Source organism: Streptomyces sp. NRRL F-6676 (assembly GCF_000725625.1).
Classification (GTDB): Bacteria; Actinomycetota; Actinomycetes; order Streptomycetales; family Streptomycetaceae; genus Streptomyces.
The window spans coordinates 108,250-125,797 of the sequence record NZ_JOHS01000006.1; the positions used below are offsets into that span (position 1 = coordinate 108,250).

The 17,548-nt window shown below is 74.7% G+C and carries 18 protein-coding genes; 14 read left to right on the forward strand and 4 right to left on the reverse strand.

Annotated elements, in window-relative coordinates:
* Nucleotides 1-137: 137 nt before the first annotated feature.
* Complete coding sequence (locus IO29_RS04620) at nucleotides 138-1,007, reverse strand: Cof-type HAD-IIB family hydrolase (protein WP_030376983.1); 870 nt, start codon at nucleotides 1,005-1,007, stop codon at nucleotides 138-140.
* Nucleotides 1,008-1,098: 91 nt separating this feature from the next.
* The gene (locus tag IO29_RS04625) at nucleotides 1,099-1,788 is read right to left on the reverse strand and encodes a response regulator transcription factor (protein ID WP_030376984.1); all 690 of its coding nucleotides are present in this window, start codon (nucleotides 1,786-1,788) and stop codon (nucleotides 1,099-1,101) included.
* A gap of 330 nt (nucleotides 1,789-2,118) precedes the next feature.
* Between IO29_RS04625 and IO29_RS04630 the strand changes: the two genes are divergently transcribed.
* The 14 genes from IO29_RS04630 (at nucleotide 2,119) to IO29_RS04690 (ending at nucleotide 14,831) form a co-directional block, all read left to right on the forward strand.
* Nucleotides 2,119-3,255: a sensor histidine kinase gene (locus IO29_RS04630; protein WP_051707388.1), complete on the forward strand. Its 1,137-nt coding sequence runs from the start codon at nucleotides 2,119-2,121 to the stop codon at nucleotides 3,253-3,255.
* Between the two features lie 224 nt (nucleotides 3,256-3,479).
* Nucleotides 3,480-4,487 (forward strand): ABC transporter ATP-binding protein, encoded by a 1,008-nt coding sequence (locus IO29_RS04635; protein WP_063738049.1) that lies wholly within the window; start codon nucleotides 3,480-3,482, stop codon nucleotides 4,485-4,487.
* Complete coding sequence (locus tag IO29_RS04640) at nucleotides 4,480-5,232, forward strand: ABC transporter permease (protein WP_030376987.1); 753 nt, start codon at nucleotides 4,480-4,482, stop codon at nucleotides 5,230-5,232. The genes IO29_RS04635 and IO29_RS04640 overlap by 8 nt, the downstream gene beginning before the upstream one ends.
* Before the next feature lie 271 nt (nucleotides 5,233-5,503).
* On the forward strand, nucleotides 5,504-5,632 hold the full coding sequence (locus tag IO29_RS37570; RefSeq protein ID WP_106969722.1) for an aborycin family tricyclic lasso peptide: 129 nt from the start codon (nucleotides 5,504-5,506) through the stop codon (nucleotides 5,630-5,632).
* A gap of 58 nt (nucleotides 5,633-5,690) precedes the next feature.
* Entirely contained in the window at nucleotides 5,691-7,532 is a 1,842-nt protein-coding gene (locus IO29_RS04645) for a lasso peptide isopeptide bond-forming cyclase (RefSeq protein WP_030376988.1), read from the forward strand.
* On the forward strand, nucleotides 7,529-7,792 hold the full coding sequence (locus tag IO29_RS04650) for a lasso peptide biosynthesis PqqD family chaperone (protein ID WP_030376989.1): 264 nt from the start codon (nucleotides 7,529-7,531) through the stop codon (nucleotides 7,790-7,792). The genes IO29_RS04645 and IO29_RS04650 overlap by 4 nt, the downstream gene beginning before the upstream one ends.
* Nucleotides 7,789-8,400, forward strand: coding sequence for a lasso peptide biosynthesis B2 protein (locus IO29_RS39270; RefSeq protein ID WP_063738050.1), 612 nt, complete (start codon nucleotides 7,789-7,791; stop codon nucleotides 8,398-8,400). The genes IO29_RS04650 and IO29_RS39270 overlap by 4 nt, the downstream gene beginning before the upstream one ends.
* A complete protein-coding gene (locus IO29_RS04660) occupies nucleotides 8,397-9,362 on the forward strand; it encodes an ATP-binding cassette domain-containing protein (protein ID WP_033224782.1) in 966 nt (321 codons plus the stop codon). Before IO29_RS39270 ends, IO29_RS04660 begins: the two co-directional genes overlap by 4 nt.
* Complete coding sequence (locus tag IO29_RS04665; protein ID WP_030376992.1) at nucleotides 9,359-10,270, forward strand: ABC transporter permease; 912 nt, start codon at nucleotides 9,359-9,361, stop codon at nucleotides 10,268-10,270. Before IO29_RS04660 ends, IO29_RS04665 begins: the two co-directional genes overlap by 4 nt.
* On the forward strand, nucleotides 10,267-10,800 hold the full coding sequence (locus IO29_RS04670; protein ID WP_078618009.1) for a MauE/DoxX family redox-associated membrane protein: 534 nt from the start codon (nucleotides 10,267-10,269) through the stop codon (nucleotides 10,798-10,800). Before IO29_RS04665 ends, IO29_RS04670 begins: the two co-directional genes overlap by 4 nt.
* A 2-nt stretch (nucleotides 10,801-10,802) precedes the next feature.
* Nucleotides 10,803-11,726 carry a DsbA family protein gene (locus IO29_RS04675; RefSeq protein ID WP_051707389.1) on the forward strand — a complete coding sequence of 308 codons (924 nt, stop codon included), beginning with the start codon at nucleotides 10,803-10,805 and terminating at the stop codon, nucleotides 11,724-11,726.
* The gene (gene mslH / locus IO29_RS04680; protein ID WP_051707390.1) at nucleotides 11,723-13,123 is read left to right on the forward strand and encodes a lasso peptide C-terminal Trp epimerase; all 1,401 of its coding nucleotides are present in this window, start codon (nucleotides 11,723-11,725) and stop codon (nucleotides 13,121-13,123) included. The genes IO29_RS04675 and mslH overlap by 4 nt, the downstream gene beginning before the upstream one ends.
* A 47-nt stretch (nucleotides 13,124-13,170) precedes the next feature.
* Nucleotides 13,171-13,848, forward strand: coding sequence for a response regulator (locus IO29_RS04685; RefSeq protein ID WP_030376996.1), 678 nt, complete (start codon nucleotides 13,171-13,173; stop codon nucleotides 13,846-13,848).
* 80 nt (nucleotides 13,849-13,928) lie between these two features.
* A complete protein-coding gene (locus tag IO29_RS04690; RefSeq protein WP_030376997.1) occupies nucleotides 13,929-14,831 on the forward strand; it encodes an LLM class flavin-dependent oxidoreductase in 903 nt (300 codons plus the stop codon).
* A 54-nt stretch (nucleotides 14,832-14,885) separates the two neighbouring features.
* Here the strand turns inward: IO29_RS04690 and IO29_RS04695 are convergent, their stop codons facing one another.
* The gene (locus IO29_RS04695) at nucleotides 14,886-15,437 is read right to left on the reverse strand and encodes an RNA 2'-phosphotransferase (protein WP_030376998.1); all 552 of its coding nucleotides are present in this window, start codon (nucleotides 15,435-15,437) and stop codon (nucleotides 14,886-14,888) included.
* A 256-nt stretch (nucleotides 15,438-15,693) separates the two neighbouring features.
* Nucleotides 15,694-17,454 carry an SDR family oxidoreductase gene (locus tag IO29_RS04700; RefSeq protein ID WP_030376999.1) on the reverse strand — a complete coding sequence of 587 codons (1,761 nt, stop codon included), beginning with the start codon at nucleotides 17,452-17,454 and terminating at the stop codon, nucleotides 15,694-15,696.
* Nucleotides 17,455-17,548: the final 94 nt, after the last annotated feature.

Genomic DNA, 17,548 nt, shown 5'->3' on the forward strand with positions numbered 1-17,548 from the left:
GGGCGGGCGCCGCGACTCCCGCGGCAGCCGCTGGTGTCCAGCGGAGGTCGAGGCACGGCGGCACCGGGCACCAGTGGGCGCCGCGCCCCGGCCGGTGACCGGGACCGCCGTACCGCCCGTGCCCGTGCCCGTGCCCGTCAGCTCTGTTCGGCCAGGATCCGTTCGATGACGACCGCCACGCCGTCCTCGTTGTTGGCGACCGTGCGGCCGGACGCCGCGGCGAGGACGTCCGGGTGGGCGTTGCCCATCGCGTACGAACGGCCCGCCCACGTCAGCATCTCCACGTCGTTCGGCATGTCGCCGAAGGCGATCACCTCTTCGTGCGAGATGCCGCGCTCGGCACAGCACAGCGCGAGCGTGCTGGCCTTGGAGACGCCGGGGCCGCTGATCTCCAGCAGGGCGCTGGGGCTGGACCGGGTCACGGTGGCGCGGTCGCCGACGGCGAGCCGGGCCAGGGTGAGGAAGGCGTCGGGGTCCAGCTCCGGGTGGAAGGCGAGGATCTTCAGCACCGGCTCGGCGGCGGTGACCGCGCCCTCGGCGAGGAGTTCCTCGGCGGGCGCCAGCGAGTCGGGCCGCTCCAGGTGCATCTTCGGGTAGTCCGGTTCCTGGTGGAAGCCGTACGTCTGCTCCACCGCGTACACCGTGCCGGGCGCCGCCTCGCGCACCAGCGTCACGGCGTCCAGCGCGTTGCGCCTGGCCAGCTCGCGGACCTTGACGAACCGGTGGGCGCCGGGGCCGCCGTGCAGGTCGACCACGGCCGCGCCGTTGCCGCAGATCGCCAGGCCGTGACCGTGGACGTGGTCGCTGACGACGTCCATCCAGCGGGCCGGGCGGCCGGTGACGAAGAAGACCTCGATGCCGGCCTTCTCGGCGGCGGCCAGCGCGGCGACCGTGCGCGGGGAGACGGACTTGTCGTCGCGCAGCAGGGTGCCGTCGAGATCGGTGGCGATCAGCCGGGGCGGGACGAGGGAGAAGGGGCGCTCTGGCCGCCGGGTCGCTGAGGTCACGACAGTGATTCTCGCGCACCTGTGCGCACCGCCCGGCGGCGGGCGGCGCGAAGAGGCACGCCACGGGCCCGGCTCGGCTCCCCTCGGCGCCTCAGGACGGCACCGCCGCCGGTGCCCCGAGCCCCGCGTCGCGGGCCAGCAGCGCCGCCGAGGCCCGGTCGTGCACCTCCAGTTTCGTGAGTATCCGCGAAACGTAATTGCGTACCGTCTTCTCGGCGAGGAAGAGCCGGCGGGCTATCTGCCGGTTTCCCAGACCACTCGCGAGCAGTGTGAGAATCTCCAGCTCACGGCTGGTCAGGCCGGGCAGTCCGATCGGTTCCGACAACTCCCGTACGTCCCGTACGCTGGAGAAATATCTGCTGAACCGGGCGGCGATCGTCTGGCTGAAGGCCGCCCCGCCCTTGGCCACCAGCTGAATGGAATCGAGCAGTTCCTCGGAGGAACTCATGCGGGTGAGGTAACCGTTGACCCCGACCCGTACGGCGGCGAGGACCACGTCGTCGTCATCGTTCTGCGAGACCACGATGATTTTCGGACGGTTTTTGTCGAGGCGGTACCGCGTGAGGATCTGCTGGACGTTCTCACAGATGCTCCGCTTGGAGGGCGGCTCGCCCAGGATGACGACGTGGGGTTTGACACGGGAGTCGTCCAGACATCGCATGCCGTCGCCGGCCGTCACGGACCGGCCTATGAGGCTTACCTTTTCCTCCTTGTCGATGATGGATTCCAGTCCGGCCAGGGAAACGGGGTCATCGCAGAGAATGAAAAGATTGATGTGCACTTTTCCGCGCCTCCTGGACACTGGCTGAATTCCGGCGGAATGCCGGCCCGTATGAGTAGGACCAGGACAAGTAAGGGGTGCACGCGCCGAACGGCACTGCGAACGAGTATGCGGGTGTGAATGACGGCGGCACAAGTTCGTTCCCCAAGTGATGGAGCCGCATTCCGTTTGGGGAGCCAATCCCGGCCAGTGTCGTGGCATGTCGGACGGGTGCCGACGCAGGGGGCGTCCCCCGGCGTTTTCACATGAGTTTCACAGAGTTCTCCGCCGTGCCGCGGGGCCGCGCACACCCGGTGGACGCGGCGTCTGCCGGGGGCCTACGTTCACCCCATGGCCGACCTCCCGCCCCGGCGTCTGCTCGTGCTCGACGGACTGGCCGCCCTCGGACTCACGCTGCTCGCGCAGTTGTCGCCGCTGCGGCCGGCCCCCGGCGCCGGCGTGGCCGACGGCACCGTGTGGCTGCTGTCGGCGAGTGCCGCGCTGCCGCTGGTCGTCCGGCGGCTGTGGCCCGTACCGGTCTTCGGGTGGGTGCTGGTCACGGCCTGTGTGGCGCTGCCGTTCGGCCTCGGACCGACCTCGTTCCTCGCGGCGGCGTACGCGCTGTACCTGGTGGCCGTCGGGCGCGCGCGTCCTCCCGGCCGGTCCCCGGTCGTCGTCGGGGTGGTGAGCGCGGTGGGCGCGGCGGCGCTGACGGTGACCGGCGGGCAGGGCCAGCAGGGCGGGACGCGGGCCGTGCAGGCCGTGTTCGCGCTGCTGGTCCTCGGCGCCACCTGGGCGGCCGGTTCCGCGGTCCGGGAACGGCGGGAAAGCGTGCGGCGCGTCATCGGGGAGGCGACCGAGCGCGCCAAGGTCGAGGAACGCCTGCGCATCGCGCGCGATCTGCACGACGTCGTCACGCACAGCGTGGGGCTGATCGCCGTCAAGGCCGGGATCGCCAACCACGTGGTCGCCACCCGCCCCGAGGAGGCGCGGGAGGCCCTGGCCGTGATCGAGGACGTCAGCCGCAGGGCCCTGCGCGACATGCGGGCCACGGTGAAGGTGCTGCGCCGGGAACCGGACGGCGCCGCGGAGCTCCGCCCGGTGCGCGGGCTGTCGGACCTGCCCGCGCTGGTGGCGACGGCACGGGCGGCGGGCGTCGAGGTCGAGCTGCGGTCCCGGTGCGCGCCGGAGGAACTGCCGGACGGGGTCGCGCTGTCGGCGTACCGCGTCGTGCAGGAGGCCCTGACCAATGTCATCAAGCACGCCGCGCCCACCCGGTGCCGGGTGCGGCTCGACACGGAGCGGGGGGCGCTGGCGATCGAGGTCGCCGACGAGGGCCCCGGGCCCGGCCACCGGGTCACCCTGCCGGGCGGGGGACTGGGCCTGGTCGGGATGCGGGAGCGGGCCGCCGCGCACGGCGGCACCCTCACGGCCGGACCCCGCACGGACGGCGCCGGCTTCCGGGTCTCGGTGACCCTGCCGTACTAGGGCCTGGGCCGCGGCGCTCCGCCCGCAGCCGCCGGGCGGCCGCCCCCGCTCCCGCTCCCGCCGCCGCTCCCCGTTCGGCTGCTCTGCGCCGCCGCTCTCCGTCCCCGGCCCCGCTGCTCTGCGCCCCGTCTCATACTCAGGTAGGGGTTCGGCTCCCGGCGGGCTCCCCGGAGTCCGAACCCGGGACCGATGTGCCGGGCCGCGCCGCTCGCGAGACTGGGCGGGTGATCGACGTCCAGAACCTGACCAAGCGGTACGGCCCGAAGACCGTCGTGGACGGTCTGACCTTCACGGTGCGCCCCGGCACCGTCACCGGATTCCTGGGCCCCAACGGCGCCGGGAAGTCGACCACCCTGCGCATGGTGCTCGCCCTGACCCGTCCGGACGCCGGTTCCGCGCGCATCGCCGGGCGCGCCTACCCGGACCTCGGATACCCGGCCCGCCACGTGGGCGCGGTGCTGGAGACCTCCGGTCCGCACCGCGGGCTGACCGCGGCCCGTCATCTGGGATGGATCGCCCGGAGCAACCGCATCCCCCGGCGGCGCGTCGCCGAGGTGCTGGACACGGTCGGCCTCGGCGGCGCGGCGCGGCAGCGCATCGGCACCTTCTCCCTCGGCATGGCGCAGCGGCTCGGGCTCGCCGCCGCCCTGCTGGGCGATCCACCCGTGCTGATACTCGACGAACCGTTCAACGGCCTGGACGCGGAGGGCATCCGCCAGCTGCGCGAACTGCTGCGCGCGCGGGCCGCGGAGGGCCGTACCGTCCTGGTCTCCAGCCATCTGATGACCGAGATGTCGCTGGTCGCCGACCGGCTGGTCGTCATCGGCCGGGGCCGGCTCCTCGCCGACACCGGCATGGCGGACTTCATCCGCCGCCACGGACGGACCTACGTCCGCGTGCGCACGGCCGAACCCCTGCGGCTCCACCGGGAGCTGGAGCGGAAAGGGGCCACGCTGCGGTTCGCCCCGGACGGCAGCCTGGAGGTCGAGGGCGTGGCGGCGGCCGAGATCAGCAGGCTGGCCGCCGCCGAGGGACTCGCGCTGGACGAACTCGGCACCCACACCGGCTCCCTGGAGGACACCTTCCTCGAACTGGTCGCCGAAAGAGCGGCGGGAGCAGCGGGAGCAGCGGGAGCAGCAGGAACAGCCGGAACAACGGGATCAGCGGGAGCAGCGGGAACAACGGGAACGGAAGCCGAAGGGACCAGGAGAGGCGGCACCACCGATGTCTGAGACCCTCGCGGCCGTACGGGCCGAGGCCGCCAAGCTGCGCGGGGTGCGCGGCACGCTCGCCGCCCTGCTGCTGTTCGTCCCCTTCAGCCTCCTCGTCGCCGCCCTGGACGGCTGGTCCGCGAAGGGCGCGATCGACTCCGGCAGCCCCGGGCTGCGCTCCGACTTCACCCCGGAACAGGCCGGCCTGGACGGCGTCCTCTACGGCCAGCTCGCCCTGATCGTCTTCGGCGTGCTGATCGTGTCCGGCGAGTACGGCTCCGGCATGATGCGCGTCTCGCTGCTCGCCGTGCCCCGGCGCGGCCGGTTGTACCTGGCGAAGATGACCGTCACCACCCTGGCCGCCGCGGCCCTCGCGGTGCCCGTCACCGTCGCCGGCTACCTGGTCACGCAGGCCGCCCTCGGATCCCACGGCTCCACGCTCGGCGCCGACGGCGTCCCCCGCGCCCTGGCCGGGGCCGTGGTCTATCTGACGCTGATGACCCTGTTCGCGGCCTCCGTGGCCGCGACCGCCCGCAGCGCCGTCCTGCCGCTGGCCGTACTGCTCCCGATGGTGCTCGCCGGTTCGCAGATCCTGTCCGTCATCGGCGCCACCAAGGAGTTGGTCGGGTACTTCCCCGACCAGGCGGGCAGCGAGCTGCTCGACGTGCACTCCGACGGCGCGCTGCGCGGCGCGGTGATCCTGCTGCTGTGGACCGCGGCCGGGCTGGTCTGCGGTTATGTCCGGCTCCGCAGGTGGGACGGCTGACCGCACCCGTACCGGGGCGGTCACGGGCGCGGTACGGGGTGCCCTGCCGGACGTGGGACATGGTGCCGTGCCGGGCACGGTACGGGGTGCCGTGCCGGACGTGGGACCGGACGGTGGGACAACCGCGGGGCGGCTGTCCCACACCCCCGGGACCCCGGACGGGACCGGTCCGGGACGCCTGCCCCATGCCCCTGGGACGGGCGGCCGCATAGCTTCCAGGCAGTTCGCGGGCCGAACGGTTCGGCCCCGTGCACCCACCTGGAGGTAACGGATGTCCGCCACGTACGAGCCCCCCGCGTTGCAGGAGATCGGCGACTTCGACGAGCTCACCAAGTGCCTCGGCGTCGGGAGCTGCAACGACTTCGCCGGCTGCGGCTACGCCATCGTCTGCTTCTGGTGATCACTCCGGTGCCGGTGCGCCTCCTGGCGCACCGGCACCGCCCGGGGAACGAGGCGACATGGATTTCGTAGTTCTTCCGGACTGCCCGGCCGCCGCCGCACCGGCCGCGCGGCTGCCCGCGGGCCGCAGGATCGACCACGCGTCGGGACGCCCCTGGCTCGTCGGCGACTGGTCCGACGACGAGGCGACGGTGGTCGAGGCGGGCCCGCGGCGCATGGTGCTGCTGGGGCACACCCGGCCGGACGGGGCGGCACTGCGGGCCGCGCTCGGCCGGCTCCGCTCCCTCGGCGACGTGGACGCCCTCGCGTCCCGGCTGCCGGGAGCCCTTCATCTGATGGTCTCGATGGACGGCGACACCCGCGTGCAGGGCTCCGTCGCCGGCGTACGGCAGATCTTCACCGCCCGGACCGACGGGGTGAGTGTCGCGGCGAGCGCCGTGGCGCCCCTGCTCCGGTTCACCGGCGGTGACCTCGACGAGAGCGTCCTCGCGGCCCGCCTGCTGGCACCGGGCGGAGCCCCCTGGCCACTCGCGCAGCGCCCCGTGCGGCGGGGCGTCGACCCGCTGCGCACCGGGCACTGGCTGCGGCTGGACGCCCACGGGCGGTCCCGGCAGCTCCGCTGGTGGACGCTGCCCCCGGCGTCGCTCTCCCTGGCGGAGGGCGCCGAGGCGGTGCGCACGGCGCTGGCCGAGGCGGTCGCCGTGCGTACCGCGCCGGGCCGGACGCTCAGTGCCGACCTGTCCGGCGGCCTGGACTCCACCTCGCTCTGCTTCTTCGCCGACCGGGCCGGCGCCGACCTGGTCACCTACCACGTCGCGCCCCTGGACAGCGCCAACGAGGACACCGCCTGGGCGCGCAAGGCCGCCGCGTTGCTCCCGCGGGCCCGTCACCACACGCTCGCCGCGGACCGGGCCGAGAACCTGTTCGACGTCGGCTACACCGCCGGCCTCACCGGCGCCGCCCCGGAGGGGCCCGCGACCTGGGCCTCCGGGCTCCCGCACCTCACCGACCTGGCCGCCCGGGCCACCGCGGCGGGCGCCGCGCTGCATCTGACGGGGTTCGGCGGCGACGAACTGTTCGGCCGGATGCCGACCAGCGCGTGGTCCCTGGCCCGGGCCCGGCCGGTCGGCGGACTGCGGCTGGTCAACCGCTACCGGCTGGCCAACCGGTGGTCGTGGCGCGGAACCGTGCGCGCGCTCGCCGACCGGTCCACGTTCGCCCGCAACCTGACCGCGGTCGCCGCCCGGATCGGCGACCCGCCCCCACCGCTCGACGAGCCCGACTTCGGCTGGGTCTTCGCGCCCCGGATGCCGGCCTGGGCCACGCCGGAGGCGGTGGCGGCGGTGCGGCGGCTGTTCACCGAGGCCGCCGCGGCCGGACCCGAGCCGCTGGACGCCGACCGCACCAGGCACCAGGCGCTGGCCTCGATCGTCTTCGAGGGCAGCACCGTCCGCCAGGTCAACACGGCGCTCGCGGAGACCGGGGCCGCCGGGACCGGTCACGGCCGGGCCGGCATCCGCTGGGAGGCGCCCTTCCTCGACGACCGGGTCCTCGCTGCGGCGCTCGCCACCCGGGTCGACCAGCGCCTGGCGAGCGGCCGGTTCAAGCCCCTGCTGGCCGACGCGGCCCACGGCGTCGTCCCCGCCGACATCCTCGGCCGGCGCGACAAGGGCGAGTTCAGCGCCGAGGCCTACCGGGGGCTGGAACGCAACCGGGACCGGCTCCTGGAACTCGCCGAGGACTCGCGGCTGGCCCGGCTCGGCCTGATCGACCCGGCGGCGTTCCGCGCCGCGGTGCTCGACCCCGGGCCCCTGTCCCACCACCTTCAGCCGATCGCGACCACCGTCGCGTGCGAGAGCTGGCTGCGCACGCACACCCCGGACCCGGGAGACCGCACATGAAGCTGAGCCTTGCCCGCGACGTCACCCTCACCCCCCTGGAGACCGGAGCCGTCCTGCTCGACGGCCGCCACGGCCGCTACTGGCAGTTGAACGAGTCCGGTTCCGCCATCCTGCGCAGCCTGCTCGACGGGGACGCGCCCAACGCGGCCGCCGCGAGCCTCACCGCCGCCGCACCGGTCGACGACGCCCGGGCGAAACGGGACGTCCTCGCCCTCATCGACGCGCTGAGCGCCGCCAAGCTCGTGGAGGTGTCACGGTGACCACGCCCGCCGTCGCCGAACGGGCGCCCCGCCTCCCCCTGCACCGGCAGCTCGCACCCCGCTGCGCAGCCGGCGCCGCCCGCCTCCTCGTCCGGCTGCCGCCCGCCCGGCTGGCGCGCGTGCTCCGGGTGCTCAGCCGGGGCGCCCGGCCCGCCGGGTACGCCGGGACCGCGCGCGCCCGGCAGTCGGTCGTCGCGGTCAGCGTGCGCTGCGCCGGACTCGGCTGCCTCCAGCGGTCGGTGGCCACCGCCCTGCTGTGCCGGGCGCACGGCCGCTGGGCCGACTGGTGCACCGGGTTCCGCGTGCGGCCCTTCGGGGCGCACGCCTGGGTCGAGGTCGACGGCCGGCCCGTGGACGAACCGGGCGAGCTGAGCGCGTTCCGCACGGTCCTGGCGGTGCGCGCACCGGGAAGCGACCCGCGCGGAGCCGGGACCGGCCCGGACCCCGTCGCACCGCAGCCGCAGCCGCAGCCGCAGCCGCAGCCGCAGCCGCAGTCGGACCCGCAGTCGCAGCCGGACCCACAGCCCCAGCCGGACCCGCGCCGTGCCGGGCCGGGCGCCGACCGTCTCGCCCGGGACCTCCACGACCCCGAGGGGAGCCGTCCGTGACCGCGATCCGCGCCGAGGGGCTCTACGCCTACTACGGCACCACCCCGGCCGTGAACGGCCTGGACCTGACCGTTGCCGAGGGCACCACGTTCGGCTTCCTCGGGCCGAACGGCGCCGGCAAGACCACCACCCTCTCCCTGCTGACCACCCTGCTCCCGCCCACCTCGGGCCGGGCCGAGGTCGCCGGCTTCGACGTCGTGACCCACCCCGCTGAAGTGCGCCGCCGCATCGGCATCGTCTTCCAGGAGTCCACGCTTGACCAGGACCTCACGGCCGCCGAGAACCTGCGGTTCCAGGCCGACCTGTGCGGACTGCGCCGCCGCGAGGCCCGCACCGCGATCGCCGCGATGCTCGACCTGATGGAACTGACCGGGCGCGAGGGCGTCCCCGTACGCCAGTTCTCCACCGGACTGCGCCGTCGGCTGGAGATCGCCCGCGGCCTCATCGGCAGGCCCCGCGTCCTCTTCCTCGACGAGCCGACGACCGGCCTGGACACCCAGACCCGGGCGGCCGTCTGGAACCACCTCGACAGGCTGCGCGAGGAGGAGGGGATCACCCTCTTCTTCACCACGCACCAGCTGGAGGAGGCCGAGCACTGCGACCGGATCGCGATCTTCGACCGGGGCAAGCTGGTCACCGAGGGGTCGCCCGCCCAGCTCAAGTCCGTCATCGGCGCCGACGTCGTCATGCTGCGCACCGACGACGACGCACGGGCCGCCGAGGCCCTGGCCGAGCGGTTCGGCACGACGGCGGAGCCCACCCCCGACGGACTGCTGCTGCGGGTCGCGCACGGCACCGCGCTCGTGCCCCGGCTCTGCACCGGCCTCGGGGTGACGGTGCGCGAGGTGTCCGTGGCCCCGCCCACGCTCGACGACGTCTTCCTGCACCACACCGGGGCCGCCGTACGGGAGACCGGCGGCGGCGCGCACACGCTGGACGCCCTCGGGGAGGGAGTGCGATGAGCCGGACCGAGACCATGCCGCCCGCCTCCGGCACCGGCCGCGCGGCACCCCCCGGCGGCGCGGACCGGGCCGCGCCCGCCCGGCCGCCGGCCACGCTCGCCGACCGGTCCTGGCGCGCCGTCAAGCCGTACGTACTGCTGTGGCGGCGCGAGATGACCCGGCTGCGGCACAACCCGGTGCGCCTGGCCATGGGCCTGGTGACACCCCTGCTGTTCCTCGTCGTCCTCGGCACCGGCCTGGACGCGGCGTCCGACAGCCTCGGCCGGGCGCAGCTCGACGACTACCGGGCCTATCTGTTCCCCGGCACGCTGATCATGTCCGTACAGGCCCCGGCGATCGCGGTGGGCATCTCGCTGGTGTGGGACCGCCGGCTCGGCGTGCTCCGGCAGATGCTCGTCTCGCCGTTCCCGCGCTCCAGCATCGTCCTGGGTCTCGCGCTCGGCGGCGCCACCACGGGCGCGCTCTACGGCCTGCTGGTGCTGTCGGTGGGGGGCATCGCGAGCATCCGGTACTCGCCGATGCTGCTGGCCGTACTGCTGGAGGTGCTGCTCGTCTCGCTGCTGTTCACGGCGCTCGGCCTGCTCGCCGCGGTCACCATCCGGCAGGTCGAGACGTTCCAGGTGGTGGTGAGCCTCAGCCTGATGCCGATGATGTTCTTCTCCGGCGCGATGTTCCCGCCGAACGGCCTGCCCGGCTGGCTCGCCACCGTGGTGAAGCTGAATCCGCTGACGTACGGCATCGACGCCGTCCGCCGGACCCTGCCGGGGCCCCAGTCGCTCACCTCGGAGCAGACCCGGCTGGTGGTGGGGGGCTGGCATCCGCCCGTCGTCGCGGAACTCGGACTGCTGGCGGCGCTCACCGCCGTGGCACTCGCCCTGGCCACCTACCGGTTCTCCCGCAGCCGATGAACGGGGCCGGGACGAGGGACCGGACGGAGCCGGGGATCCGGGAGACGCCCGCGGTCCGCGTGGGCGGCGCCGGATGGTGGGGGACCGCGGCGCGGGCGGTGCTCGCGGCGGTCCTGGGCTACGCGGGCCTGGTGAAGATCGGCGACCTGGCGGAGGCCGGCCGGACCATGGCCCTCTACCGGATCGTGCCGCAGGACGCCGCCCAGACGGTCGGCGGCGTGCTGCCGTTCGTCGAGGTGGCGCTCGCGCTGCTGCTGGCCGCCGGGCTGGCGACGAGGGCGGTGGCCGTCGCCGCGGCCGTCCTGATGGCGGCCTACACCGCCGCGATCGTGTCGGTGTGGGCACGTGGACTGTCCATCGACTGCGGCTGTTTCGGCGGCGGCGGCACCCTCACGAGCGGGGCCGCGCGCGGTTACGCCGTCGACATCGTCCGTGACGTGCTCCTCCTCGGCGTGGCCGCCTTCCTGGTCCGCGCGCCGCGGACGCGGTACGCGCTGGACGGCTGGGTCCTGGACGCGAAGGAGGAGTAGAGGTGCGGTCAGCGGACAGCAAGCCGACGGACAGCAGGTCGGCGGACAGCGAACCGACGGACAGCGAACCGACGGACAGGCCGGCGGACAGCGAGCCGGCGGACGGACAGGCGGTAAACGGACAGGCGGCGGACGGTCGGCCGCTGGACGAGCGGTCGGTGGACGAGCGGCCGGTGGGCGGCTTCCCGTCCGCCTCCCCGTCGCGGGACGCCCAGGTGCGCGCGATGGTGCACCGGCGCACCCGCCGGCGCCGCACGCTGCTGGTCTCCCTGGTGGCCGCGGTGGTCGTCGTGGGCGCGGCGGTGGTCGGTGCCGGACTCGTCCGGGCGAGCAACTCGCCGCCCGAGAAGGCGCCGGACGACGTGCCCGCCGGGGTCACGGAGGACAAGGCGGGCCTGGCGGTCTCCACCGGGCCGGTACGGGTCGACCTCTACGTCGACTACCTCTGCCCCGAGTGCCGCACCCTCGAACGCCGGCTGACCACGGACCTGGGGAAGCTGACCGAGAACCACGAGATCGGCCTCGTCTACCACCCCGTCACCTTCCTGGACGACTACAGCAGCCCCGGCGGCTACTCGACCCGCGCGGCCTCCGCCGCCGCCTGCGCCGCCCAGGAGGGCCGGTTCGCGCAGTACACCGCGCTGCTGTTCGACAAGCAGCCGCCCGAGCGCGGTCCGGGACTGAGCCGGGCCCGGCTGACGGCGCTCGGCCGGGAGGCGGGGCTCACCGGCGCCGCCGCCGACTCCTTCGCGTCCTGCCTGCGCGCGGACACGTACGGCCCCTGGGTGGCGTACGTGTCGGACACGGCCGCCGCGCACAAGGTGTCATTGACGCCGACGGTCATGGTCGACGGCGAACGCGTCGACGTCACCGGCTCCGACCCGTCCGGCACGCTCGACCGGGCGATCGCGGAGGCGGCACGATGACGCGGCTGACGCTCGCGCTCTCCGGCGACTTCATGGCCACCCGGGGCGCGGTGATCACCGATGACCCCGCCGCCGAGGCGCTCCGGGACCTGCTGCGCGCCGCGGACTTCGCCTTCACCAACCTGGAGGTCGTGCCCGGCCACGGGCGCGGCCACCCGGTGCACAACGCGGCGGGCGGCGGCTGTCTGATCGGGGAGCCCCGGGTGCTCGACGAGGTGGCGGACGCCGGTTTCACGGTGCTCGGCTGCGCCAACAACCACGCGCTCGACCTGGGCGTGGAGGGGCTGCTCGGCACCATGGAGCTGCTGCGCGCGAAGGGCCTGCCGTACGCCGGGATCGGCGCCGACCTGACCGCCGCGCGGCGGCCCGTCTACGTCGACCGGCCCGGCGGAAGCCTCGCCCTGCTCTCGTGCAGTGCGACGTTCCTGCCCGGACAGCAGGCGGCCGAGCCGTCGCCGGAGCTGCCGGGACGGCCGGGGCTGAGCCCGCTGCGGCACGGCGCGACGCTGTCCGTGACCCCCGCCCAGCTGGAGGTGTTGCGGGAGATCGACGGCGGGACGGGGCTGCGCGACCGCCGGGCCGAGGCGCGCACGCTGCTCGGCATGGACCCGGCGGTGCCCGGACCCGGGCGGCTCACCCTGTTCGGCGGCCGCTTCCGGGTGGCGGACGAGCCGGGCCTGACGACCGAGTGCGACCCGGACGACCTCGACGGGATCTGCCGGTGGGTGGGCGAGGCCCGGCACCGCGCCGACCTCGTCGTCGTCAGCGTCCACTCGCACGAGCCGGGCCCCACGCCCGAGCAGCCGGGCGAGTTCCTGCGCGCGTTCGCCCACCGGGTGATCGACGAGGGCGCCGACGTGGTGGTCGGGCACGGCCCGCACCACCTCAGGGGACTGGAGATGTACCGGGGGCGGCCGGTCTTCCACAGCCTGGGGAACATCGTCAGCCAGATCGAACTGGCCGAGCGGGTCGGCGCCGAGGACTACGCCCAGGTGCCCGCGCCCGCTGGGCACCCGTTCACTCCGGGACGGTACTTCGACGCGCTCAGCGGCCACGGGCACCGCTTCTTCGCCCCGCACCGCCGGTACTGGCGGTCGCTGGTGCCCGTCCTCACGTTCGAGGACGGCCGGCTCGACGGCGTCGCCCTGCACCCGGTGGACCTGGGCTTCGGTCGCCCGCCGCACCGCCGGGGCCGTCCTCGGCTGGCCGCCGGGGCCGAGGCCGAGGAGATCCTCACCGACTTCGCCCGTCTCGGTGAGCCGTACGGTACGAGGCTCACGGGCGCGGACGGCGGGGTGGGCCGGGTGGTGATCGACCGGGGGGCGGAGCTCCGTCGGGCCGTACCGCGGGGGGCCGTGCTCCCCGGGTCCGGGGACCGGGAGGCCGCCCGTCGATAGACTGGCCCCTCCTGAGGGCCCGACGAGCGGTGGGCGGGGGATGCGGGATGGCCGAGGCGATCCGGGTACTGATCGCGGACGATCAGGCACTTCTGCGCGGCAGCTTCCGGGTGCTGATCGACTCCACCCCCGGCATGGTGACGGTCGCCGAGGCGGGCGACGGCGCGCAGGCGGTCGCACTCGCCCGGGAACTCCTCCCGGACGTCGTCCTGATGGATCTGCGCATGCCCGTCCTGGACGGCATCGCGGCCACCCGGGAGATCTGCTCCGACGCGCGCCTGGCCGGCGTCCGGGTGCTCGCGCTCACCATGTTCGACATGGACGAGTACGTCTACCCCGCCCTGCGGGCCGGAGCGAGCGGCTTCATGCTGAAGGACGCCTCGCCCGCGGACCTCGTCGCCGGTGTGCGCGTCGTCGCCGCGGGCGAGAGCGTGCTGGCGCCCGCGGTCACCCGCCGCCTCGTCGAGAACTACGCCCGCCCTTCCGAGGACGCGCGCCGGCCCGCGCCGCGGCTGGTGGGCCTCACCGGGCGGGAGCGGGAGGTGCTCGTCCTGATCGCGAACGGGCTGTCGAACGCGGAGATCGCCGCGCGTCTGGTGATCAGCCTGCCGACCGTGAAGTCGCATGTGAGCAGCCTGCTGGCCAAGCTCGGTGCCCGGGACCGCGCCCAGCTGGTGATCATCGCCTACGAGAGCGGCCTCGCCGAACGCGGAATGCCGGCCTGAGCCGGCCGGCCCGCACCGGCCCGCATCGGCCCGCACCGGGGCGGCCGGGGGCGACCGGGGGTGACACGTAGGGTCGGGGCATGAGCCTGCGTCTGAGCACCGTGATCCTCCCCGTCGACCGCTGGCACGAAGGGGGCGGTGCCACCTGGCGGCGGGCCGAGGAGCTCGGTTTCCACGCCGCCTACACCTACGACCACCTGACCTGGCGCACCTTCCGCGACGGCCCCTGGTTCGGCGCCCTGCCCACGCTCACCGCCGCCGCGACGGCCACCTCGCGCCTCCGGCTGGGCACGCTGGTGACCTCGCCCAACTTCCGGCACCCCGTCACGCTCGCCAAGGAACTCATGTCGCTGGACGACATCTCGGGCGGCCGCGTCACCCTGGGCATCGGGGCCGGCGGCAACGGCTTCGACGCGACCGCGCTGGGGCAGCGGGCGTGGACGCCGAGGGAGCGGGCGGACCGGTTCGGGGAGTTCGTCCCGCTGCTCGACCGGCTGCTCACCGACGACGCCGTCACCCACCACGGCACCCACTACTCCGCCGTCGAGGCCCGCAACCTCCCCGGCTGCGTGCAACGGCCCCGGCTGCCGTTCGCGGTGGCGGCGACGGGACCGCGCGGCCTGGCGCTGGCCGCGCGGTACGGACAGGGGTGGGTGACGACCGGTGACCCGAAGCTGTTCGAGGAGGGCACCCCGCAGCAGTCGGTGGCGGCGATCCGGGGTCAGATCAGCAGGCTCGGCACGGCCTGCGCGGAGCTCGGCCGGGACGTGGCGGAGCTCGACAAGCTCCTGCTCACCGGGTTCACGCCGGACCGCGGCCGTCCGCTGGAGAGCCTCGACGCCTTCGTGGACTTCGCCGGGCGCCACCGGGAGCTGGGCATCACCGAGATCGTGCTCCACTGGCCCATCCCCGACTCGGACTTCGCCGCGGACCGGGCCGTCTTCGAGAAGATCGCCACGGAGGCGCTCGCGCAGCTGCGCTGAAACAACTCCGCGCCCGCGCGCGACGGTTCCCGCGGCCGGACCGGGTCACCGGGGTCAGGGCAGGCGCAGATGGCGCGGCGGCACGGACTCGGTCAGCCACACCCCGTTGGCGCTGACGCGGAAGACGTGGCCGTCGCGGTGCATGGCACCGGAGTCCACGGTGAGGACGACGGGCCGGCCGCGGCGCGCCCCGACCCGGGTGGCGGTCTCGCGGTCGGGCGAGAGATGCACGTCGTGCCGGTTCATGGGCCGCAGGCCCTCGGCGCGGATGGCGTCCAGATGGCGGGCGACGGTGCCGTGGTACAGGTGCTCGGGCGGGACGGCGGGCGGCAGTCCCAGGTCGACCGGGACGCTGTGGCCCTGACTGGCGCGTATCCGGGTGCCCTCGACGGCGAACCGCTGTTTGTCGTTGGTCGCGACGACGTGGTCCAGCTCCTCGCGGGTGACCCGGAAACCGTGTGCGGCGCACGCCGAGAGGAGCGTCGCGATCTCCACCCAGCCGCCCTCGTCGAGCGTCAGCCCGATCCTCTCCGGCCGGTGCCGGAGGTGTTTCGACAGGTACTTCGACACCTTGACCGTGCGTGCGGCGGGGTCCTGTGCGTTCATCCGTCCAGCGTGCCGTGTGAGACGTGGATCACGCACTTTGTTTTCCCGGGCAGGTTTGATCCACAACGAGAGACGGTTATCCACAGCGGATCGCGCGTTTCTGTGGACAACTCCGCGCTTCCCGCCGGAAGTTCACAGCCGGGCGGGAGCGGCAGGGCATGGGTCACAGCCCGGCTGGGGCGTTGGGCCGTGGGTCACAGCCCGGCAGGGACGTTGGGCCGTGGGTCACAGCCCGGCAGGGACGTGGGGCCGTGGGTCACAGCCGCGGCTCCACGCGGGCCAGCGCCCGCAGCAGTCCGGGAGCCACGCGGGACAGCAGCCGGCCGGCGCGCGCCTCCGGGGTGACCGGGACGACGGCCCGGTTCTCCGCCACCGCGCGCAGCACCGCGGCGGCGACCTTCTCCGGCGGGTATCCCCGCAGCCCGTACAGCCGCCGGGCGCGCTCACGGCGCCGCCGCTCCTCCGGGGCGTCGACCCCGGCGAACCGCGCGGTGGCGGTGATGTCCGTGTGCACGAACCCGGGGCAGACGGCGGACACCCCGATGCCCCGGCCGGCCAGCTCGGCCCGCAGGGACTCGCTGAGCATCAGCACCGCCGCCTTCGACGTGCCGTAGGCGGGCAGCGCCCGCGAGGGCAGATACGCGGCGGCCGAGGCCACGTTGACGAGGTGACCGCCCTCGCCCCGCTCCGCCATCTGCCGTCCGAAGAGTCGGCAGCCGTGCAGGACACCCCACAGATTGACGTCGAGGACGGTCCGCCAGTCCTCCGCCGTGGTGTCCAGGAAGGAGCCGGCGAAACCGATGCCGGCGTTGTTGACCAGCACGTCCACCACGCCGTCCGTGGCGGCGACGCGCGCGGCGAGCTGCTCCATCGCCTGCTCGTCCCCGACGTCCACCACCTCGGCCCGGGCCTCGGGCGCCCCGGCGCGCCGGGCCAGCTCGGCGGTGCGGGCGGCGCCCTCCGCGTTCCGGTCGACGGCGACGACGCGGGCGCCTGCCTCGGCGAAGGCCAGCGCGGTGGCCCGGCCGATGCCCGCGGCGGCCCCGGTGACCAGCACCAGCCGGCCGCCGAAGCGCGCGGCGTACGGGCCGCGGCCCTGCGGGACGGGGCGGCCCGCCCCGGTCGCGGTGGCGAACTCGGCGATCCAGTCGGCGACCTGGCCGGGGCGGGTGCGCGGCACCCAGTGCCGGGCCGGCAGGGCACGGCGGACCAGCCGCGGCACCCACTGCTCCAGGTCGTCGTAGAGCCGCTCGGACAGGAACGCGTCCCCCAGCGGCGTCACGAGCTGCACGGGGGCGTGCGCGTATGCGTCGGGGCGCGGACGGCGCAGCCGGGGGCGCACGTTGTCCCGGTACAGCCAGGCACCGTGGGCGGCGTCCCGGGGCAGCGAGGCGGTCGGGTAGCCGTCGGCGGGGACCCGCTCCGCGCGCCGCAGGATGCCGGGCCAGGCACGGCCGAGCGGGCCGCGCCAGGCGAGCTCGGGCAGTGCGGGGGTGTGCAGCAGGTAGACGTACCAGGACTTGGCGCCCTGGCCGAGGAGCTGGCCGGCCCGGCGCGGGGTGGGCCGCCGCAGCCGCCCCTTGATCCAGTGCCCGAAGTGGTCGAGCGAGGGCCCGGAGATCGAGGTGAAGGAGGCGATCCGGCCGGCGGTGCGCCGGACGGTCACGAACTCCCAGCCCTGCACGGAACCCCAGTCGTGGCCCACCAGATGGACCGGCCGGCCGGGGCTGACCGCGTCCGCGACCGCGAGGAAGTCGTCCGTCAGCCTCTCCAGGGTGAAGCCGCCGCGCAGCGGGCGCGGGGCGGTGGACCCGCCGTGGCCGCGGACGTCGTACAGCACGACGTGGAAGCGGTGGTGGCCGGCGAGGCGGGCGGCCACCTTGGACCACACCTCCTTGCTGTCCGGGTAGCCGTGCACCAGGACCACCGTCGGCCGGTCCGGGTCCCCCAGTTCGGCGACGCACAGCTCGACCCCGCCGCTGCGCACCCGGCGCTCCCGCGCACCCGCCACCGCCATGCGTGCCTCCTCGTCGACCGGAGCCCTGGACCCCTCGGCCCCGAGCGTCCCTACCCCCGAGTAGCGTCCCCCTAGGGTCCCGTAATACTCAAGG

Bases quoted from the DNA above. Each gene is read 5' to 3' on its own strand.
- IO29_RS04630 (WP_051707388.1), top strand. From the start codon at position 2,119: ATGGCCGACCTCCCGCCCCGGCGTCTGCTCGTGCTCGACGGACTGGCC.
- IO29_RS04640 (WP_030376987.1), top strand. From the start codon at position 4,480: ATGTCTGAGACCCTCGCGGCCGTACGGGCCGAGGCCGCCAAGCTGCGC.
- IO29_RS37570 (WP_106969722.1), top strand. From the start codon at position 5,504: ATGTCCGCCACGTACGAGCCCCCCGCGTTGCAGGAGATCGGCGACTTC.
- IO29_RS04645 (WP_030376988.1), top strand. From the start codon at position 5,691: ATGGATTTCGTAGTTCTTCCGGACTGCCCGGCCGCCGCCGCACCGGCC.
- IO29_RS04650 (WP_030376989.1), top strand. From the start codon at position 7,529: ATGAAGCTGAGCCTTGCCCGCGACGTCACCCTCACCCCCCTGGAGACC.
- IO29_RS04665 (WP_030376992.1), top strand. From the start codon at position 9,359: ATGAGCCGGACCGAGACCATGCCGCCCGCCTCCGGCACCGGCCGCGCG.
- IO29_RS04670 (WP_078618009.1), top strand. From the start codon at position 10,267: ATGAACGGGGCCGGGACGAGGGACCGGACGGAGCCGGGGATCCGGGAG.
- mslH (WP_051707390.1), top strand. From the start codon at position 11,723: ATGACGCGGCTGACGCTCGCGCTCTCCGGCGACTTCATGGCCACCCGG.
- IO29_RS04685 (WP_030376996.1), top strand. From the start codon at position 13,171: ATGGCCGAGGCGATCCGGGTACTGATCGCGGACGATCAGGCACTTCTG.
- IO29_RS04690 (WP_030376997.1), top strand. From the start codon at position 13,929: ATGAGCCTGCGTCTGAGCACCGTGATCCTCCCCGTCGACCGCTGGCAC.
- IO29_RS04695 (WP_030376998.1), bottom strand. From the start codon at position 15,437: ATGAACGCACAGGACCCCGCCGCACGCACGGTCAAGGTGTCGAAGTAC.
- IO29_RS04700 (WP_030376999.1), bottom strand. From the start codon at position 17,454: ATGGCGGTGGCGGGTGCGCGGGAGCGCCGGGTGCGCAGCGGCGGGGTC.